Raw genomic sequence first — 17,050 nt, forward strand, 5'->3', positions numbered from 1 at the left:
GCCATGACCGCGCACGATGACGTCGCCGCCGCAGAGCTCGCGCGCCTGGAAGCCGAAGCCGCCGCCGCCGAAGCGGCGCTGACCCTCGCCCGGGCGCAGGCTGCGCTCGCCGCCGCCCGTGCCGCCGCCGCCCGGGCGAACGTCCCAGGTCCAGCCGCCCCGGCGGAGCCGGCCGCTCCCGAAGCCCCGGCGGCTCCGCCCGCAGCGGCCGGGCCGCTCGACGCCCACGAGGTCGCCGCCGTCACGGCCGGCTACGCGTTCGAGGGACCGGCCCTCGAGCTCGGCGCCCTCGTCAACGGCGATCCGGTGCCCGCGGCGCGCGTGCGGATCCCGATCGCGATGACCAACAGGCACGGCCTCGTCGCCGGTGCGACGGGCACGGGCAAGACGCGCACCCTGCAGCTGCTGGCCGAGCAGCTGGCCGCCGAGGGCGTCCCCGTCTTCGCCGCCGACATCAAGGGCGATCTCACCGGGGTCGCGACGCCGGGAGAGCCGAACGAGAGGCTCCTCGCGCGGACGTCCGCGATCGGCCAGGACTGGACGCCCGCGGCATCCGCGACGGAGTACTTCTCGCTCGGCGGCGTCGGCACGGGAGTGCCGGTGCGGGCGACGGTCAGCGGTTTCGGACCGCTCCTGCTGAGCAAGGTCCTGGGGCTCAACGAGACCCAGGAGTCGAGTCTCGGACTCGTCTTCCACTACGCCGACGCGCACGGCCTCGCGCTCGTCGATCTGGCGGACCTCCGCGCCGTGCTCAGCCACCTGACGAGCGACGAGGGCAAGCCCGAGCTGAAGCAGCTCGGCGGGCTGTCGTCCGCCACCGCCGGCGTGATCCTGCGCGAGCTGATCACCTTCGCGGATGCCGGTGCGGACGTGTTCTTCGGCGAGCCCGAGTTCGATGTGGCGGATTTCCTGCGGAGCGCCGCCGACGGGCGCGGCGTCATCTCGCTGCTGGAGGTGCCGGGCGTCATCGACAAGCCCGCCCTCTTCTCGACCTTCCTGATGTACCTGCTGGCGGAGCTGTTCGAGGTCCTCCCCGAGGTGGGCGACCTCGACAAGCCCAAGCTGGTGTTCTTCTTCGATGAGGCGCACCTGCTGTTCACGGGCGCCTCGACGGCGTTCACGGAGGCCATCGTGCAGACGGTCCGGCTGATCCGCTCGAAGGGCGTCGGTGTCTTCTTCGTCACTCAGACGCCGAAGGACGTCCCGGCAGATGTGCTCGGTCAGCTGGGATCGCGCATCCAGCACGCGCTCCGCGCCTTCACCCCGGACGACGCGAAGGCGCTGCGAGCATCCGTCGGCACCTACCCGAGGTCGGGCTACGACCTCGAGCGGGTGCTGCAGGAGCTCGGCACCGGCGAGGCGATCGTGACCGTCATGAGCGAGAAGGGCGCGCCGACGCCGGTCGCCTGGACCCGCCTGCGCGCCCCGCGCGGACTCATGTCGCCGACGCCGGACCCCGCGATCGTCGCGGCGGTGGAGGCGTCACCCCTCCTGGCCGCCTACGGCACCCCCATCGACAGGGAATCCGCCCGCGAGATCCTCGCGGCGCGAATGGCCGCCGCCGACGCCGCGGCCGATGCGCAGCAGGCCGCACTCGAGAAGGCGAAGGCGGACGCCGAGTACGCGAAGCAGAAGGCAGCGCTCGACCGCGCGCAGGAGAAGGCGGAGCGGGACGCGCAGCGCGAATACGACCGCCTGGTGAAGAAGACCTCCGGCGGCAGCCGCACGACCCGTCGGGCGGAGACGTCGCCGCTGGAGCAGATCCTGGGCTCGAAGGCCACGCAGACGGTCATCGGCAGCGTCCTCCGGGGCGTGTTCGGGAACGGCCGACGGTGACGGCCATCCGGCTGTACCGCCCCGGCGACGAGGCGGCGGTCGCCGACATCTGCCTGCGGACGGCGGATGCCGGTGCCGACGCCACCGGGATCTTCGCCGACGACGACCTGTGGGCGGAGGTGTTCGTGCGGCCGTACGTGCACCGGCATCCGGACCTGGCCTTCGTGCTCGTGGACGACGACGATCGGGTGGCCGGATACGTCGTGGGAACGCCCGACACCCGCGGGTTCGAGGACTGGTTCGCGTCGCAGTGGTGGCCGCGCTTCTCCGGTCGGTGGCCCCGCCCAGACGTGGAGCGCAGCCGGCAGGACGGCACGCTCGTCTACGCGTACGGTCGTCGCGCCGGCGCGGAGCCCTACGGCGACACCTTCCCCGCCCACCTGCACATCGACCTGCTGCCGCACCTGCAGGGGCAGGGCTGGGGACGCCGGCTCATCGAGACGTTCGTCGCAGCCCTGCGCGAGCGCGGTGTCGTCGGCGTCCACCTCGTGGCGTCGGCCGACAACACCGGCGCTCTCGCGTTCTACACCCGACTCGGCTTCGCGCCGCTGCCCTCACACCCGGGGGTGCGCGCGTTCGGGATGCACCTGTGAGGTCGCATCACGGGCGGATGAGCGGGATCGGCATGGTGGAGGTGTCGATGCGCGGGTCCTGGTCCTGACGCTCGACGACCGCCTCGGCCTCCGCCACGCTCTCCACGGTCGGGACGGACCCGAGCAGCGGCCGCTGCGCCGTCTCGCGCATCGACAGCAGGGCGATCGCGCCGACCGCCGCGAAGAACATGATGTAGAACGCCGGCATGTAGGTGTTGCCGGTGAGCTCGATCAGCGCCTGGCTGAACAGCGGCGTCGTCCCGCCGAAGAGCGAGACCGAGATGTTGTACGCGATCGCCATCGCGCCGAAACGGGACGCCGTCGGGAACAGCGCGGGGAGCGCCGACGCCGCCACGGCGACGTAGAAGGCGACGGGGATCGCGACCATCGCGAGGGCGATGAACACCGCCCACTCCTCGCCGATCTGCATGACCGCGAACGCGGGCACCATGAGGACCAGCGTCGACCCGGCGGCGATGAAGTAGACCGGGCGCCGACCGATCCGGTCGCTGAGCATGCCGATGAGCGGCAGGCAGGCCGACATGACGATGAGCACGGGCACGGTCGCGACGGCGGCGCCGAGGTTCGAGATGCCGACCTCGTTCTCGAGGTACGTCGGCATGTAGCTGGTCAGCGCATAGCCGGCCGTGTTGGTGGCGGCGACGATGGCGATGCCGATGAGGACCTCTCGCCAGTGGTGGCGGAGGATGCCGAGGATGCCGTGACGGGCCAGCGGGTCCTCGCGGTCCACCTCGGTCTCGTGTCCGTGCGTGTTCTCGAACGCGGGCGTCTCGGGGATGCGCAGGCGGAACCAGATGGCGACGATGCCGAGCGGGATCGCGACGAGGAACGGGATGCGCCAGCCGAACTCGACCATGGCGTTCTCGCCCCAGACGCTCTGGGTGATGATCGTGGTGAGGGCGACGACCGACGCGCCCGCGGCGAAGCCGACGTAGGAGCCGGTGTCCAGCCACGACGACCAGAAGCCGCGCCGGCGGTCGGGGGAGAACTCCGCGACGTAGGTGGTGGCGCCGGCGTACTCGCCGCCGGTCGAGAAGCCCTGGATCATCTTGAGCACGTACAGCGGGACGATGGCCCACAGGCCGATCTGGGCGCTGGTGGGCAGGACGCCGATGAGCGCGGTGGCGATTGCCATCATCGCCATCGTGAAGAACAGCACCCGCTGCCGCCCGATGCGGTCGCCCAGCGGGCCCAGCACGAGGCCGCCGATGGGGCGGACGAGGAAGGAGATCGCGAACCCGAAGAGCGTCGCCAGGAGGCCCCAGGGCTCGGGGAGGTCCTCCGTGAACACGACGGCGAGCGTCACCGCGAGATAGCCGTAGATCCCGAAGTCGAACCACTCCATGAAGTTGCCGACGACGGTGCCGCCGATGGCGGTGCGGATGCGCTTCTTATCGACGACGATGACGTCGTCGACCTCGAGCCGGGGCGGTGGGCTCTCGTGCGTCAGGGCGGGAGTGGAGGGCGGATCGGCGGACTTCCGGGATGGTGTACGCATCTCTCCACGGTACGTGAGGCACAGGTGGGCCTCACGTCCGGCCTGAGGGCCTTGACAAATCAGCGCCGTCGCGCAGGCGCCGGGCTCCACCCGGGTCGGGCTATCGTGGCGCCATGACCGAGCTGTCCGCCCCCACCGGCCGCGAACCGGCACTCCGCGCCCCGTCCCGCCCCGACGGCAGCGCGCCCCGCGCACTCGTCCTCGGCGGCACCGGCTACATCGGCGGCCGGCTCGTCCCGCGCCTCCTCTCCGCCGGGTACCGGGTGCGGGTGCTCGCCCGCACCCCGGAGCGGCTCGGCGCCTTCAGCTGGGGCGGTGAGGTCGAGGTCGAGGCCGGGTCGGCGGACGACGCGGATGCCGTGGCCCGCGCCACCGCGGACGTCGACGTGCTGTACTACCTGATCCACTCGATGGGCGGCGGCACCGATTTCGAGGCGAAGGACCTGCGGGCGGCGCAGACGGTCGCGGCGGCAGCGGCAGCGGCATCCGTCGGGCGGATCGTCTACCTCGGCGGCCTGCATCCGTCGGGCGGCGACCTGAGCCCGCACCTGCGCTCCCGCGTCGAGGTGGGCGAGACCCTCCTCGACTGCGGCGTGCCGACGCTCGTGCTGCAGGCGGGCGTCGTCATCGGGTCGGGGTCGGCGTCGTTCGAGATGATCCGGCACCTCACCGATGTGCTGCCGTACATGCCGGCGCCCCGGTGGGTGCGCAACCGCATCCAGCCGATCGCCGTGCGGGACGTCATGCACTACCTCCTGGCGGCGGCCCGCGTGGACGAGGACGTCAATCGGGCGGTCGACATCGGCGGTCCAGATGTGCTGCGCTACGGCCAGATGATGAACGGCTACGCCGTCGAGGCGGGTCTGCGCCAGCGGGCGATCGCGGCCCTCCCGGTGCTGACGCCGGGGCTCGCCTCGCACTGGGTGAACCTCGTCACGCCGGTCCCGCGCGCCATCGCCCGGCCGCTGATCGCGTCGCTGCAGAACGAATGCGTCATGGACGACCATCGCGTGGACGACCTGCTTCCCCGGCCCGAGGGCGGGCTCACCCCGTACCGGCAGGCGGTGCGCCTCGCGCTCGGTCGGGTCGAGGCGGATGCCGTCGAGACGAGCTGGCAGGACGCGGATCTGTCGTCGGTCCCGAGCGACCCGCTGCCGAGCGACCCCGACTGGGCCGGGCGGACCGTGTTCACGGATGTGCAGACGGCGCGGACGTCGGCGGCACCGGAACGGCTGTGGCAGGTCATCGTAGGGATCGGCGGCGAGAACGGATGGTATTCGTCGCCGTTCCTGTGGGCGGTGCGGGGCTGGATGGACCGGCTGGTGGGGGGAGTGGGTCTGCAACGCGGACGGCGCAGTCGGGCCACGCTCGCCCCCGGCGACGCCCTCGACTTCTGGCGCGTCGAAGCCGTGGAGCAGGGCAGGCTCCTGCGGCTGCGTGCCGAGATGAAGGTGCCCGGTTCGGCCTGGCTCGAGTTGCGCGCGACACCCGAGGCGAGCGGCTCCCGCTACGACCAGCGTGCGGTGTTCTTCCCCCGCGGTCTCGCCGGCCGGCTCTACTGGCTTGCGGTCCTGCCGTTCCACGGCTTCATCTTCCGCGGAATGGCGAACCGCATCACGGCCGCCGCCGAGGCGGCGGGTCGCCCGCCGAAAGCCGCCGCGTCCTGACCGGGCCGGGGATCAGCCGCGCACGATCGATGCTCCGGCATCGGCGACGATCCGGCCGCGTTCGAGCCGCACCGTCCGATCGATGAGGTTCAGCGGCACCTCGACGTGAGAGATGACGACCACGGCGCGATCATCGCCCGCCGCGGTCAGCAGGTCGGTCAACAGAGACGCGGATGCCGCCGGATCGACGCCCGCGGTCGGCTCGTCGAGCACGAGCACCGGGAAGTCCCGGAGCAGCGCCCGCGCGAGGGAGATCCGCTGCGCCTGGCCGCCGGAGACCAGGGAGCCGCGCTCGCCGACGCGGGCGCCGAGGCCGCCGCGGGCGCGCAGCCAGTCGCCCAGGCCGACGCGGTCGAGGACGGCTTCGAGGTCGGCATCGGTCGCGGTCTCTCGTGCGAACAGGAGGTTCTGCCGGATGTCCTCGTCGAAGAGCATGGGCGTCTGCTCGCACAGTCCGACCGTGCCGCGCAGGTCGTCCGGGGCGATCCGCGAGAACGGGACACCGCCGATGGTCGCCGTGCCCGAGACGACGTCGAGGAACCGCACGAGGGTGTGCGCGAGCGTCGTCTTCCCGGCCCCGCTGGCGCCGACGACCAGCACGCGCTCGCCGGGACGGATGTCGAGGTCGACGCCGGCGAGCGTGGCGGCGGCGTCTCCGGGCCACCGCACGGTCACGTCCCGGAGCTCGATCCCCGCGCCGAGGGCCGGTGCGGCGCCGGTCGCGGCGGCGGGAGCGGGGATCTCGGCGGGGACCTCCGCGGGGACGGCAGCCGCGATCCGCTCGGCGGCCGCATGCGCCTGACGCCATGCCGACGCCGCCAGCGGCACCGAGCCGAACACCTCGAAGACCGCCATCGGCACGAGGACGGCGACCGCGAGGCCGGGGCCGTCCAGGGAGCCGGTGGCGAGACCGGGAAGCGATACGGCGACGGCGGCGAGCGTGGCAGCGCCCGCGAGCAGCGAGATGAGCGCGGTGGTCCCGGCCTGGGCGCGGGCGCGCTGCACGACGGCGCGGCGCAGCCGCGCATCGATCGCGCGGATCCTGTTCCGGCTCGTGCGGTCGGCGCCGTAGGCCACGAGGACGTCGAGCGTGCCGAGGTGGTCGAGGACGGCATCCGTCAGCCGAGCGCGAAGCGGCGCGATGGCGCGTTCCGCGTGGGCACCGGACGCCCACCCCCAGGCCGTCGCGACCGCGGTGGCGATGAGCAGACACGCCAGGAGGGTCAGGGCGGCGGGCCACCAGACGAGTGCGACGAGGACGACCGAGGCGAGTGCGACGGCCGCCGAGGACACGAGCGGCAGCACGACCCGCAACGGCAGGTTCTGGAGCTCGTCGACGTCATCGATCAGGGCGGCGAGGGTCGACCCGCGGTTGGTGCGGCCCAGTCCGGCGGGCGCGTGGGGGAGGAGCCGCCGGACGAGGTCGGTGCGGGTGGCGGCGAGCTGGCGCAGGACGCGGTCGTGACCGGTGAGCCGTTCGGTGTAGCGGAAGACGGCACGCGCCAGCGCGAAGGCCCGGACGCCGACGACCGCGCCGGTGATGTACATCACGAGCGGCTGCTCGCCGGCGCGCACGATGAGCCACGCGCTCGTGGCGAGGAGCGCCACGGCGCTGGCTTCGGACAGGTACCCCGACGCCAGCGCAGGCCAGAGGCGGCGGAACGGGGGGACGGCGGCGCGGAGCACGCCGGCGGTCGTGGTCACGCCGTCACCCCCGCGGGCTGCAGCCGGACGACGGTGTCCGCGATGGCGCGCGCGCTCTGCCGGTGCGACACGATCAGGACGAGGGCGCCATCGTCGGCGAGCCGGCGGATCGACCGCCACAGGGCGTCCTCGGTGTGGGGGTCGAGCGCGGCGGACGGCTCGTCGAGGGCGAGGACGCCGGCCCGGCCGCGCAGGTGGCGTGCGAAGGCGCGCGCGATCGCGATCCGCTGGGCCTGACCGCCCGAGACACCCGACCCGAGGACGCCCAGCTCGCGCGCGGGGTCGAGGTCGGGTGCCCCGGCGAGCCGCAGCGCCTCGGCGACGATGCCGTCGGGACAGTCGTCGTCGCCGAGGCGCACGTTGGCGGCGATCGTCCCGGCGACGAGGCCGGGCTGCTGCCCTGCCCAGGCGAGCCAGTCCGAGGGGGCGAGGGTCGTGACATCCCGCCCCGACAGGGTGAGCGAGCCGGTGACGGGCGCGACGCCGCGGAGGGCGGCCAGCAGACTCGACTTGCCGGAGCCGCTCGGCCCCTCGAGCAGCACGACGTCGCCGGAGCGGGCACGGAGGGTCACCGGCGGCAGGCCGCGGACGCTCACCGCCGTGAGCGTGAGCTCCTGCGGCGCAGCGGGGTCCGCCGCTCCGCCGCGACGCGGAACGGATGCCGCCCGCGCGGCATCCAGCACGGCGAACACGTCGCGGGTCGCGGCGACCCCCTCACTCGACGCGTGGAACTGGACCCCCACCTGCCGCAGCGGAAGGTAGGCCTCGGGTGCCAGCAGGAGGACGAACAGCCCCACCGGGAGGAGGAGGGAGCCGTCGAGGAGGCGGAAGCCGATCGACACGGCGACGATGGCGACGGAGATCGACGCGAGGAACTCCAGCGCGAAGCCCGAGAGGAAGGACACCCGGAGCACCCGCATGGTCTCGCGCCGGTAGTCGTCCGTCACCCGCTCGATGGAGTCGGCGGCGCGATGCTGCCGCCCGTAGACGATCCGTGTCGACAGGCCGCGCACCGTGTCGGCGAACCGGGATGCCAGGGCGCCGAGCGTCGCCCACTGCTCATCCTGCACGCGGCGGGTGGCGAGGCCGATGAGGATCATGAAGACCGGGATGAGCGGGATGGTGAGGAGGACGGTGAGACCGGAGATCCAATCCGCCCACCACATGACGGCGATGAGGATCGGCGTCGCGATGACCGTCTGGACGAGCTGCGGCAGGTAGCGGCCGAAGTAGGCGTCGAGGGACTCGAGGCCGCGTCCTGCGACCAGGGCGAGGCGGGCGGTGCTCTGCTCGGCGAGCCACCTCGGTCCCAGCCGGTCCAGTGCGTCGAGGAGCGCGCCGCGCAGGTCGGACTCCACGCGGGCCGCCGCTCGGGCGGCCACCAGGTCGCGGAGCCAGGCGAGCACCGCGCGCGCCGCCACGACACCGCCGAGTGCCAGGAGCGTGCCGGCGACCTCTCTGCCCGCGATGGCGTCGACGATCGCCCGGGTCGTCAGCGACGCGAAGCCGACGATCGAGGCCGTCTGGCCGAGACCGATCGCGGCGATCGCGATGAAGAATCCTCGGGATGCCGCCGCGTACCGCAGCAGGCGCGGGTCGACCGGCGGCTGCCGGGTGCTGCTGCCAGATGCCATGACGTCCTCCTCGCCGGCCGGTCAGTGCGCGGCGGCGGCGGCGCTCTCGATGGCGACCCGCGTGACGCGCTTGCGGAACACCCAGTACGTCCACGCCTGGTAGGCGAGCACGAGCGGGAGGCAGACCAGGGCCGCCCAGCTCATGATCGTGAGCGTGTAGTCGCTGCTCGATGCGTTCTCGATCGTGAGGGAGTATGCGGGGTCGGTCGTCGAGGGCATGACGAAGGGGAACAGGGCGAGCCAGAGCGTGAGGACCGCGAACACGATGGTGGTCGCCCCGAACGTGAAGGCCCAGCCGTCCGAGGTCCGGACGTTCGCGACGACCGAGGCGAGGAGGGCCACCGCGGCGATCGTGCCGCACGCGAACACGGCCCACAGGAGCGGGGCGTCGCGCTCGACGGCCAGTGCGGCCGTCCAGACGACGGTGCCGGCGGCGAGGACGACCGTGGGGATCGCGGCCCGCCGCGCCAGCCGGTGCGCATCCTGCTGCACGGGGCCGTCGGTCTTCAGCGCCACGAAGTACACGCCGTGCAGGAAGAACAGCAGCAGGGTCGTCGCGCCGACCCATAGACCGTAGGGGTTCAGGAGCGTCAGCAGCGAGCCGGTGAACTCCTTGTCGGCGTCGATGGGGACGCCCTGGACGATGTTGCCGACGGCGACGCCCCAGAGGAGCGCCGGGACGGCGGAGCCGATCACGATCATCCGGTCGAAGCCCCGCTTCCACTGCCGGCCCTCGCGCTGGTGGCGGTACTCGAACGAGACGCCGCGGAGGATCAGGGCGAGCAGGATCAGCAGCAGCGGCAGGTAGAACCCGCTGAACAGGGTGGCGTACCACTCCGGGAAAGCGGCGAACAGGCACGCGCCGGCGACGATCACCCATGTCTCGTTGAGATCCCACACCGGGCCGATGGTGTTGATCACCTGCCGGCGCGAGACGTCGTCCTTGCCGAGGAACGGCAGGCTCATCCCGACGCCGAAGTCGAAGCCGTCGAGGACGAAGTAGCCGACGAAGAGCACTCCGACGATGAAGAACCAGAGGTAGGCGAGATCCATGACGTGCTCCTAGTAGACCGTCGAGGGCGTCTGATCGATCGGCAGATCGTTCGGATGCGGATCGTCGGGACCCGGCAGCGGGTCGGGTCCCCGCTGTGCGGCCTTGAGGATGAGTCGGAACTCGACGACGGCGAGCGTCGCGTACACGGCCGTGAACGACACCAGCGAGATCAGCACGGACCAGCCCGGCACGCTGGGGGAGACGCCGTCCTCGGTCAGCATCAGGCTGAACACGATCCAGGGCTGCCGTCCCATCTCGGTGAACACCCAGCCGACAAGGCTGCCGAGGAGCGGCAGCGGAGCCGACCAGATCGCGACGCGCCACATCCAGTCGGCGACTGGGCGGGTGGCGTTCTTGCGGGTGACCCAGAGGCCGGCGACCGCGATGCCGGTCGCGATGGCGCCGAAGCCCATCATCCAGCGGAACGACCAGTACGTGACCCAGATCTCGGGCATGTAGTCGACGCCGCCGCCGAACATCTGCGTGTACTCGGCCTGGAGGTCGTTCAGCCCCTCGACGCAGCCGTCGAGGCTGTGCGTGGACAGGAAGGAGAGCAGGTACGGAACGCGGAGGGACCAGATCTCCTCGGTGCCGTCCGGCGTGCCGATGGAGAAGATCGAGAACGAGGCATCCGCCCCGCACGCCGAATGCCAGAGGGCTTCCGCGGCCGCCATCTTCATCGGCTGGGTGTCGACCATCACCAGACCGAGCTGGTCGCCGGTGAGTGCGGTCCCCGCGAACGACAGGATCATGAACCAGGCGCCGTAGCGGAGCGCGGGCCGCATCGCCTCGGTGTGCTGTCCCCGGCGCAGGTGGAACGCGGCGACCGCGATGATCACGGCGGCCGCGAACATGAAGGCGGCGAAGATCGTGTGCGGGAACGCGGCGAGGGCGACCGGGTTGGTGAGCATCGCGAAGAAGTCGACGAGCTCGGCCCGGCCGGTCTCGGGGTTGTACTCGTAGCCGACCGGGTTCTGCATGAAGGCGTTGGCGGCGAGGATGAAGTAGGCCGACATGATCGTGCCGAGCGACGTCGCCCAGATGGTGAGCAGGTGGATGCGGCGGGGCAGCTTGTCCCAGCCGAAGATCCACAGGCCGATGAAGGTGGCTTCGAAGAAGAACGCCATGAGGCCCTCGAAGGCCAGCGGTGCGCCGAAGATGTCGCCGACGAACCGCGAGTAGGACGACCAGTTCATGCCGAACTGGAACTCCTGCACGATGCCGGTGACGACGCCCATCGCGAAGTTGATGAGGAAGATCTTGCCGAACAGACGCGTCAGGTGCAGCCAGGTGACGCTGCCGGTGCGGTGCCAGATGGTCTGGAAGATCGCCACCGTCAGTGCCATGCCGAGGGTGAGCGGTACGAACAGGTAGTGGTACAGCGTCGTCAGGCCGAACTGCCATCGCGCGAGGATGAGCGGATCCAGAAGCTCCACGGGGATTCCCTTCCAGGGGTACCCTCCGACGCTAGGAGCCGGGGCACCTCACGGGAGCGGATTCGGGCCGTGCAAAATAGCCGGGCCGCGGGAAGCCGGTCGTCAGGCGTCAGGCGTCAGCGTCGTGCGGGGGTCGGCGCAGCAGCTGGATGACGCAGACGTGCGGATCGCACGAGGGGCGCATGCCCTCGACCATCAGCGGGCCGCCGGCCTCGCTCAGCGCGCCGCGCATCAGGCCGATGTGGACGTCGCAGAGCATGCCGCGGTGGCCGGCCTGGGACTGCGCGTGTGCGCAGGGGGTGAGGTCCACGGTGAGCTCCGCCTCGTCGACGACGGGGTCGAAGCCTCCGTCGAGGAGCTGCTCGACGAGCGCGTCGAGCTGGTGCTGGGAGTGGGCGTCCAGCTCGGTCGCAGTGTCGGGCATGATCCGGCGCATCAGGTCGCCGCGCTCGCGAGCGGCCTCGATCTTGCGACGGTGCTCGTCGCTCGAGACCTCGTCGCCGTCGACGGCGCGGTAGAGCACCCGGGGCCGGCCGCGGGTGGTCCGCTTCTCGATCTCGGTCGCGACGAAGCCGCGCTCGATGAGTCGCCGCAGGTGCTCCCGCACCGTGTTCGCGTGCAGGCCGGTGGCGGTGACGAGGTCGCCGACGGTCTGCTGCGGGTTGGTCTGCAGCAGGTGGAGGATCTCCACGCGTGAGTAGCTGGAGATGGCGCTGTAGCCAGCGGGGCGGCCCGACGTCATGGGTCCAGTATCCTCGGTCCGCAGGCGCCGAGGGCCGGGAATCGACCGTACGCTGAGGGCATGCGGCACCCTGTCCCCGATCCCGTCGGCCCCGGCCAGGAGAGTGTGTGGGACTACCCTCGTCCGCCGCGCATCGAGCGCGTCGATGCGCGGGTGACGATCACGCTCGGCGGTGAGCTGATCGTGGACACCGCGGATGTCGTCCGGGTGCTCGAGACGAGTCATCCGCCCGTCTACTACCTTCCGATCGCGTCGTTCCGGGAGGGTGCCCTGGTGGATGCCGTCGGGTCGTCCTTCTGCGAGTACAAGGGTGCGGCTCGGTACCTCGACGTCAGAGGCGGCGGCGAGGTCCGCGAGCGGGCGGCCTGGAACTATCCGGCCCCGGAGGCCGGGTACGCCGGTCTCGACGACCGGGTGGCGGTCTATGCGCAGGGCATGGATGTCTGCACGGTCGACGGCGAGGTCGTCGTGCCGCAGCCGGGACGCTTCTACGGCGGATGGGTGACCTCGTGGGTGGTCGGTCCGTTCAAGGGTGTGCCGGGTTCGATGGGCTGGTGACCCCTGCGCGGCTGTTTGCGGCATAGGGCCGCATGAGGCGGTCGCGGGTACCGGGTCGCTTCGCGCCATCCGAACGGATGCGGTGGTGCCGCGGTGGCGTCCGGGTCAGAACGGTGGGGTGTCGGTGCGGTTGGTGCGGTTGGTGTTGTCGGGTCCGGTGGCAGGTGTGAAGGCGACGGCCGGGGTGGGTGCGTCTTCGCGGTAGGTCCTGCCGGCGGGTGAGGTCCATTCCAGGACTCCACCCTGGAGTTGTCGGACCCGCCAGGCGGTGAACTGCTTCATGGAATGGTGCCGTTGACACAGGTGGGCGAGGTTTCGGAGTTCGGTTCTGCCGCCGAGGGCGTGGTCGTGGGTGTGGTCGATCTCGCAGCGGATCGCGGGCACCCGGCAGCCGGGGAACCGGCAGTGCTGGTCCCTCGCCTGCAGGTACCGGCGCATCGGCAGCGGAACCCGGTACGAGTCGACGGCGACGGTGGTGCCGGTGACCGGGTCGGTGAACATCCGCTCCCAGATCCCCACACTCCCAGCCAGGGTGCGGGCGGTGAGCGTGTCGATGGGTGACCGGCCGATCAGATCCGCCGGCCCGTCATCCGTGCCGTCCAGGCACGACGCCGGCAGCACGACCTGCACGCGGGCGCGGATCGCGCCCAGCGGACCCGCGGTCGTGTCGATCGTGGCGTCCAACGCGGGGGTTCCCGCGAGGAGCAGGTCGGCGAACACGTCGGCCCGGACCTGGTCGATCGGACGCTTGTCCGTTGCCGCGGTCGCCGCACGTGCTTCATCTGCCGACTCGGCCCGTTCGGTGCGGGTGTCGACGATGGCGCGAGCCTGCTGCGTCAACCGATCATGGATGCCCTCGGCGATCACGGTGGGGAGTGTCGCGATCAGGTCCGACATCCCGTCACGCCCGGGCATCAACCTCACACACCGCTTGGCGGCCGCTTCCTCGTGCCGTTCCGTGAAGGAGCGGGGGTGCATTCGCTGCGCGAGGATCTCCAGCTCCGCGCGCACCCGGTTCGGGGTGTCCTGTTCGCACCGGCTGATCGCGGCGGCTTCGAACTCGGGCCGCAGGTCGACCGGCACCACACCGCCGGCATCCACGATGACCAGCACGTGACCGCGGGTGATCCGCCCCGCCTCCCACGCGCCTAGCGCGGCCGGGTACCCCTCCACGATGGTGCGGGCCTCGTCGATCCGGCGCTGCACGGTCCGGTCGGTGGTGCGCATGATCCCGCCGACCTCCGCCGCGATCGACCGCAATGCCATGTCGTGCACCCGCACCCGAGACCCACTGCCGACGGCCTGCGCCTCCGCGAGCTGACCGGCCCGGGCGAGGACCCGGAGCTCGCGGATCTGAGCCGCCGCCACCTCACGGCTCACGGCCTCGACGTCCGCGACGATCCCCGCCAGCGACGTGACATACGCGTCACGCGGGACCTGCTCGGACGGGGTGCTCATACCCCCATTCTGGTGAGGGCCACCGACATCCCACCGGCCGATCCGACAGTTATCCACAGCCCACCAGAGGATGGAGCGCGGTCGATTGCGGACAGAGAATTCGGCCGATCAGCCGACCGGTATCACTCGATCAGGACAGGACTGCGGCCGGTCACCCGACGGAACTCCGTCGATCCCTCGACGGAATCAGTCGATCGGCCGACCGAACTGCCGGCCGATGCGCTGACCGGAACCACCCGACGCCCCGCTCGACCGGGGAGGGATCAGGCGAGCTCAAGACAGAGCAGCCCCTCGCGGTCGTCCCACGGCACGGCCGAGACGAATCCGAGCTTCTGATACAGCCGGATCGCCGGTTCGCGCCACTCCCACACGGAGAGCCGAATGGGGCGGTCGACGTCCCGGAGCGCCTCGCTGATCAGCGCTGATCCGACACCCCGGCCTCGTGCCGCAGGTCGCGTCCAGAACCGCTTGATCTCCGACGCTCCCGAAGCGGAGGTTCCGACGACGACGAGCCCGCAGTCCTCTCCGTCTGCCGTTGCGATGATCACGCGCGTCCCGGTCAACGACTCCGCCGGACGGGCCACTTCGTGCCGATACCGTTCCGGCAGCTGATCGGCGGGGGCCACGAGACCGTGCGCTGCTTTCTCGATCTCGGTCCGGCGCAGGTACTCGTCGAGGAGCGACGACACGGACGCGGTGTCCGCCGGGAAGGAGGCCTGGCGAAGCACGACCGTGCTCAGCGGGTGCTCCGCGTCTCGTCGAGAGTGCGTCCCTCGGCGGTGTCCTCCGTGTTCGGCTTCCAACCCAGCTCAGGCGCCACGTGCGTTGCGAACGCCTCGACGATGCGGAGGTTGAAGTCGACGCCCAGCTGACTCGGGATCGTGAGCGTCAGCGTGTCGGCCGACATGACCGCGGCATCCTGCTGCAGCTGCTCGACGAGGACATCGGGGGCTCCCGCGTACGTCTTCCCGAAGGTCGACCGGAACCCGTCGATGTAGCCGACGCCGCCCTGGTCCGCGGAGCGGCCGAAGTACATCTCGTCCTCGGCGGTGGTGATCGGGAAGACCGAGCGGCTCACCGACGTGCGGGGCGTCCCGGAATGGCCGGCCTCGTGCCAGGCTGCCCGGAAGGCGTCGAGCTGTTCGGCCTGCAGCAGGTCGAACTCTCGGCCGTCGGCCTCGGTCAAGAGCGTCGAGGACATCAGGTTCACGCCCTGACGGCCCGCCCACGCCGCGGTCTCGCGTGTGCCGGCGCCCCACCACACGCGGGAGCGGAGTCCGGGGGAGTGCGGCTCGATGCGCTGGCGTCCGGAGCCGCCGCCGAACGGGCTGTTCGGATCGCGGTCGGCCATGCCCTCGCCGTCGATCGCCCGGAGGAACGTGTCGAAGTGCCGCCGCGCGACGTCGGCGCCACGGGGATCCGCGTCATCGCGGTAGCCGAAGGCCTCGTACCCGCGCACGACCGTCTCGGGTGACCCGCGGCTGACGCCGAGTGCGAGCCGACCGCCGGAGATGAGGTCGACGGATGCCGCCTCCTCGGCGAGGTACAGCGGGTTCTCGTACCGCATGTCGATGACGCCGGTGCCCATCTCGATGCGCTCGGTCGTCGCGGCGATCGCCGCGAGCAGCGGCATCGGCGCGGACTGCTGCCGGGCGAAGTGGTGGACCCGGAACGAGATGCCGTTGACGCCCAGGTCGTCCATGCCCTGCGCGAGGTCGATCGCCTGCCGCATCGAATCGCCGGCGGTGAGCTCCCGGCCGTGGCCGAGCGGTCCGTAGTGTCCGAACGAGAGGGTGCCGAAACGTCGCATGCCTGATCCAACCGACACCCGTGCCGTTTCCTTCCCGATCCGCGCCCTGCGGGCCGAGTGCCCTTCCGGCCGGGATACGGTGGCCCGCATGACTCTTCTCGGATCGAGCGACCTCGACGTCTTCCCGCTTTCCTTGGGCGGCAACGTGTTCGGCTGGACGGCGGACCGCTACACCTCCTTCGCCGTGCTGGACGCCTTCGTCGGCGGCGGCGGGAACTTCGTCGACACGGCGGATGTCTACAGCGCCTGGGCGCCGGGTCATTCCGGCGGTGAGAGCGAGACCATCCTCGGCGAATGGCTCGAGACACGCACGTCGGCCGATGTCGTCATCGCCACGAAGGTCGCCTCGCACCCCGACTTCCGGGGCCTGTCCGCCGCCACCATCCGTGCCGCCGCCGAGGCCTCGCTGCAGCGCCTCGGGGTCGACGCCATCGACCTCTACTACGCCCACACGGAGGACCCCGACACCCCGCTCGAGGAGACGGTCGCCGCGTTCGGTGCTCTCGTCGCGGACGGACTCATCCGCTACCCGGCGATCTCGAACCACTCCGCCGAGAAGACGCGGGAGTGGGTGCGCATCGCCCGCGACCTGGGCGTCGCCGAGCCCGTCGCCATCCAGCCCCGCTACAACCTCGTGGACCGGTCCATCGAGTCCGACCTCCTGCCCGCCGCGGAGGAGCTGGGCCTCGCCGTCGTCCCGTACTCGGCGCTCGCGAGCGGGTTCCTCACCGGCAAGTACCGTTCGTCGGATCCGGCAGGGCAGCCGTCGCCCCGCGCGAAGGGCGCGGCGTCGTACGCCACCGAGGACGGCCTCCGGATCATCGCGGCTCTCGAAGACGTCGCGGCCGCGCACGACACCGGCATCCCGTCGGTCGCGCTGGCGTGGCTGCGCGCGAAGGGCACCGTCCCGATCGCCTCCGCGTCCCGCGTGGAGCAGGTCGAGGGACTCCTCGCCGGCGCGCGTCTCGACCTGACAGCCGACGACGTCGCGACGCTCGACGCGGTGTCGGCGACGGCGACCGTCGCCGCCTGACCGGCC

At 71.5% G+C, this 17,050-nt stretch carries 14 protein-coding genes; 5 read left to right on the forward strand and 9 right to left on the reverse strand.

Annotation, left to right across the window (positions count from 1 at the left end):
• Nucleotides 1-3: 3 nt before the first annotated feature.
• Together AB3M83_RS04930 and AB3M83_RS04935 are read left to right on the forward strand one after the other, a co-directional pair.
• Nucleotides 4-1,836, forward strand: coding sequence for a helicase HerA-like domain-containing protein (locus AB3M83_RS04930; protein WP_412945596.1), 1,833 nt, complete (start codon nucleotides 4-6; stop codon nucleotides 1,834-1,836).
• Nucleotides 1,833-2,429: a GNAT family N-acetyltransferase gene (locus AB3M83_RS04935; protein ID WP_412945598.1), complete on the forward strand. Its 597-nt coding sequence runs from the start codon at nucleotides 1,833-1,835 to the stop codon at nucleotides 2,427-2,429. Before AB3M83_RS04930 ends, AB3M83_RS04935 begins: the two co-directional genes overlap by 4 nt.
• A gap of 7 nt (nucleotides 2,430-2,436) precedes the next feature.
• On the opposite strand, the gene AB3M83_RS04940 is transcribed toward AB3M83_RS04935, so the two are convergent.
• Entirely contained in the window at nucleotides 2,437-3,948 is a 1,512-nt protein-coding gene (locus AB3M83_RS04940; protein ID WP_412945599.1) for an MFS transporter, read from the reverse strand.
• A 113-nt stretch (nucleotides 3,949-4,061) separates the two neighbouring features.
• On the opposite strand from AB3M83_RS04940, the gene AB3M83_RS04945 reads away from it, so the two are divergent.
• Nucleotides 4,062-5,615 (forward strand): SDR family oxidoreductase, encoded by a 1,554-nt coding sequence (locus AB3M83_RS04945; protein WP_412945600.1) that lies wholly within the window; start codon nucleotides 4,062-4,064, stop codon nucleotides 5,613-5,615.
• Nucleotides 5,616-5,627: 12 nt separating this feature from the next.
• Here the strand turns inward: AB3M83_RS04945 and cydC are convergent, their stop codons facing one another.
• The 5 genes from cydC to AB3M83_RS04970 all read right to left on the reverse strand — a co-directional run bounded on the left by cydC (nucleotide 5,628) and on the right by AB3M83_RS04970 (nucleotide 12,185).
• The gene (gene cydC, locus AB3M83_RS04950; protein WP_412945601.1) at nucleotides 5,628-7,319 is read right to left on the reverse strand and encodes a thiol reductant ABC exporter subunit CydC; all 1,692 of its coding nucleotides are present in this window, start codon (nucleotides 7,317-7,319) and stop codon (nucleotides 5,628-5,630) included.
• Nucleotides 7,316-8,953, reverse strand: coding sequence for a thiol reductant ABC exporter subunit CydD (cydD, locus tag AB3M83_RS04955; RefSeq protein WP_412945602.1), 1,638 nt, complete (start codon nucleotides 8,951-8,953; stop codon nucleotides 7,316-7,318). The genes cydC and cydD overlap by 4 nt, the downstream gene beginning before the upstream one ends.
• A gap of 21 nt (nucleotides 8,954-8,974) precedes the next feature.
• Nucleotides 8,975-10,006 (reverse strand): cytochrome d ubiquinol oxidase subunit II, encoded by a 1,032-nt coding sequence (gene cydB, locus AB3M83_RS04960; RefSeq protein WP_412945603.1) that lies wholly within the window; start codon nucleotides 10,004-10,006, stop codon nucleotides 8,975-8,977.
• Nucleotides 10,007-10,015: 9 nt separating this feature from the next.
• A complete protein-coding gene (locus AB3M83_RS04965) occupies nucleotides 10,016-11,443 on the reverse strand; it encodes a cytochrome ubiquinol oxidase subunit I (protein WP_412945604.1) in 1,428 nt (475 codons plus the stop codon).
• 109 nt (nucleotides 11,444-11,552) lie between these two features.
• On the reverse strand, nucleotides 11,553-12,185 hold the full coding sequence (locus AB3M83_RS04970; RefSeq protein ID WP_412945605.1) for an ArsR family transcriptional regulator: 633 nt from the start codon (nucleotides 12,183-12,185) through the stop codon (nucleotides 11,553-11,555).
• A 60-nt stretch (nucleotides 12,186-12,245) separates the two neighbouring features.
• Between AB3M83_RS04970 and AB3M83_RS04975 the strand changes: the two genes are divergently transcribed.
• Nucleotides 12,246-12,743, forward strand: a complete 498-nt coding sequence (locus AB3M83_RS04975) for a DUF427 domain-containing protein (protein WP_412945606.1) — start codon at nucleotides 12,246-12,248, stop codon at nucleotides 12,741-12,743.
• 105 nt (nucleotides 12,744-12,848) lie between these two features.
• Here the strand turns inward: AB3M83_RS04975 and AB3M83_RS04980 are convergent, their stop codons facing one another.
• From AB3M83_RS04980 to AB3M83_RS04990, 3 genes are all read right to left on the reverse strand, one after another.
• Complete coding sequence (locus tag AB3M83_RS04980; RefSeq protein ID WP_412945607.1) at nucleotides 12,849-14,201, reverse strand: HNH endonuclease signature motif containing protein; 1,353 nt, start codon at nucleotides 14,199-14,201, stop codon at nucleotides 12,849-12,851.
• Nucleotides 14,202-14,464: 263 nt separating this feature from the next.
• Complete coding sequence (locus AB3M83_RS04985; protein WP_412945609.1) at nucleotides 14,465-14,890, reverse strand: GNAT family N-acetyltransferase; 426 nt, start codon at nucleotides 14,888-14,890, stop codon at nucleotides 14,465-14,467.
• Nucleotides 14,891-14,937: 47 nt separating this feature from the next.
• Nucleotides 14,938-16,011, reverse strand: coding sequence for an LLM class flavin-dependent oxidoreductase (locus AB3M83_RS04990; protein ID WP_412945610.1), 1,074 nt, complete (start codon nucleotides 16,009-16,011; stop codon nucleotides 14,938-14,940).
• A gap of 88 nt (nucleotides 16,012-16,099) precedes the next feature.
• Between AB3M83_RS04990 and AB3M83_RS04995 the strand changes: the two genes are divergently transcribed.
• The gene (locus AB3M83_RS04995; RefSeq protein ID WP_412945612.1) at nucleotides 16,100-17,044 is read left to right on the forward strand and encodes an aldo/keto reductase; all 945 of its coding nucleotides are present in this window, start codon (nucleotides 16,100-16,102) and stop codon (nucleotides 17,042-17,044) included.
• The last annotated feature ends 6 nt before the right edge of the window (nucleotides 17,045-17,050 follow it).

Source organism: Microbacterium pasadenense (assembly GCF_047246565.1).
Lineage (GTDB): Bacteria > Actinomycetota > Actinomycetes > Actinomycetales > Microbacteriaceae > Microbacterium.